The 2,630-nt window shown below is 62.5% G+C and carries 2 protein-coding genes; both read left to right on the top strand.

Translation table 11 applies throughout. The annotated features are described in order from the left end of the window. The first annotated feature begins 127 nt into the window (after nt 1-127). Nucleotides 128-1,642: an IS21 family transposase gene (gene istA, locus ACP5E6_RS18090; RefSeq protein WP_427956658.1), complete on the top strand. Its 1,515-nt coding sequence runs from the start codon at nt 128-130 to the stop codon at nt 1,640-1,642. After that, entirely contained in the window at nt 1,639-2,499 is an 861-nt protein-coding gene (gene istB / locus ACP5E6_RS18095) for an IS21-like element helper ATPase IstB (protein ID WP_427956661.1), read from the top strand. Before istA ends, istB begins: the two co-directional genes overlap by 4 nt. Nucleotides 2,500-2,630 lie beyond the last annotated feature (131 nt).

Consider the following 2,630-nt stretch of genomic DNA (forward strand, 5'->3'; position numbering starts at 1 on the left):
CGGGTTGGGGGCCTGAGAGGGCCTGGCCCGAGCAGGCCCCCAGCCCGGGGCGGGTTCCTTTTGGGGATCTGTCTGACTGACCGTGATCGGCCGGATAAGGTTTGGCTCCATCGTGGGAGCCACAGCTTTGACCGGTCGCCTGATCACCGTTCAGCAGAAGAGAATGTTCATGAGATTACGTATCGAGGGGAATACCCCGCAGCGAGCCGCGGCCAAGAGCGGGTTCAGCACCGCGACCGCCTACCGGATCGAGCACGGCCATCTGCCCGCTGCGGCGCAAGCGCCCCGGCAACGCCGTCGCCCCGATCCGCTGGAGGCGGTGTGGGAGACCGAGGTTGTACCGATGCTTTTCGCCGGCCCCGGCCTGCGCGCTATCGCCGTGTTGGAAGAGCTGGCGCGGCGGCATCCGGAACTCGACCCCGGTATCCGGCGTACCCTGGAGCGGCGGATCAAACTCTGGCGTGGTCTGCACGGTCCGGCGCAGGATGTCATGTTCGGCCAGATCCATCCGCCGGGCGAACTGGGCTTGTCGGATTTCACCGACCTGGCCAAGCTCGGCGTCATGATCGCCGGCGCAACGCTGGATCATATTCTCTACCATTTCCGGATGGCGCACTCCGGCTTTGAGCATGGTCATGTGATCCTTGGCGGCGAGAGCTATTCGGCCCTCGCCGAGGGGTTGCAGAATGCCCTGTTCGCCTTGGGCGGCGTGCCGTTGAAACACCGCACCGACAGTCTTTCGGCTGCGTTCCGCAATCTCGACCGTGACGCGATTGATGATCTGACCGCGCGCTACGCCGCCCTCTGCGCGCATTTCGACATGGAGCCCACTCGCAACAATACCGGCGTCGCGCATGAGAACGGCACGATCGAAAGCGCCCACGGTCATGCCAAGAAAACCATCGAAGATGCCTTGCTGCTTCGCGGCAGCCGTGCCTTCGAGGATCTGGCCGCCTATCGCCGGTTCATCGACGAGATCTTCGCCCGTCATAATGCGAGGCGCGGCAAGGCCATCGCCATCGAGCGCGCCACCCTGAGGCCGCTGCCTGCCGATCGCACGATCGATTACGAGGAGACCCTGGTGCGGGTCACTTCCTCCAGCGGCTTCGTCCTGCGCAAGGTCTTCTACTCGGTGCCCGCCCGAATGATCGGGCAACGCCTGCGCATAAGGCTCTACGATGATCGGCTCGAATGCTTCCTCGGTGCCAGTCACGTGCTCACCCTCGCCCGCGGTCGCGCCGATCACGCCACCGGCAAGCACGGTCACGTCATCGACTATCGCCACGTGATCCATTCCCTGCGCCGCAAACCAGGGGCCTTACGCAACCTGGTCTACCGCGACCAGTTGTTCCCGCGCCCGGCCTATGCCCGCGCTTTCGATGCACTGACCGCGCAGCGGTCCGATAGGTCCGCCTGCAAAATCACCGTCGAATTGCTCGCCCTCGCGCATGACTACGCCTGCGAGGCCGAACTCGCCCAGGCGCTCGAGGCCGAACTCGAGGCCGGCCGCTTGCCCTGCCTCGACACCTTGCGCGAACGCTTCCGCCCCGCCACGGCCAGCGTACCGGTGGTCATGATCGAAGCGGTATCGCTCGGTCTTTACAACGAGATTGGCGCGATCCGCGGTGGAGACGTCGCATGACCGCAAGCCCCGCCGCCGATACCCCTTCCGCTCCTCCAGCGATCCCGCGGATCACCGAAACCTCCAGCCACGCCGCCCGGCTCGCCTTCCTCCTCGGCGAACTCCGCCTGCCGACAATCAAACATCTCTGGCCCGATCTCGCCGCGCAATCGGACAAGGAAGGATGGCCCGCCGCGCGTTTTCTCGCCGCTCTCGTCGAGCATGAACTCGCCGATCGCGAACGCCGACGTATCGAGCGCCATTTGCTCGAAGCACGCTTGCCGATCGGCAAAACCCTCGATAATTTTGACTTCAACGCCGTACCGGTGATCAGCAAGGCCCACATCACCGCGCTCACTTCCGGCAATGCCTGGCTCGAGGCCGGCGCCAATTTATTGTTGTTCGGCCCAGCCGGCGTGGGCAAAAGTCATCTCAGTGCAGCGATCGGTCTCGCTCTCGTCGAGGCAGGCTTCCGGGTGTTGTTCACCAGAACCACCGATCTGGTCCAGCGCCTGCAAATCGCGCGGCGCGAACTCACCCTCGAAGCCGCCATCTCGAAACTCGATCGCTATCACCTGCTCATCCTCGATGATATTTCCTATGTCACCAAGGATCAGGCCGAGACCTCGGTTCTGTTCGAACTCATCAGCCGCCGATACGAATACCGATCGCTCCTGATCACCGCGAATCAGGCTTTCGGTGAATGGAACAAGATTTTTCCCGATCAGGCCATGACCTTGGCCGCCGTGGACCGCCTCGTTCACCACGCCACCATTCTCGAAATGAACGTCGAAAGCTTCCGACGCCGCGCCGCAATCGAGCACAAACGAACCCCAGGTCGACCCGCATCCCGCCAAACACCCAAAATATCTTCCTGATTGACGCGAAGCGACAATCAAACCAAAACCACCCCTTGCAAGCAAACCAAAACGCGATATTCTGCCTAAATCGCGGTCAGGTTTTCTCATCCTGATTGACGGTTTTTCTCATCCAGATTGTCGCGCCACAC

This window comes from Acidiphilium sp. (assembly GCF_049977125.1).
In the GTDB taxonomy this organism is placed as follows: Bacteria; Pseudomonadota; Alphaproteobacteria; order Acetobacterales; family Acetobacteraceae; genus Acidiphilium.

Excerpts from the sequence above, each read along its gene's own strand:
- istB (WP_427956661.1), top strand. The coding sequence starts at position 1,639 with ATGACCGCAAGCCCCGCCGCCGATACCCCTTCCGCTCCTCCAGCGATC.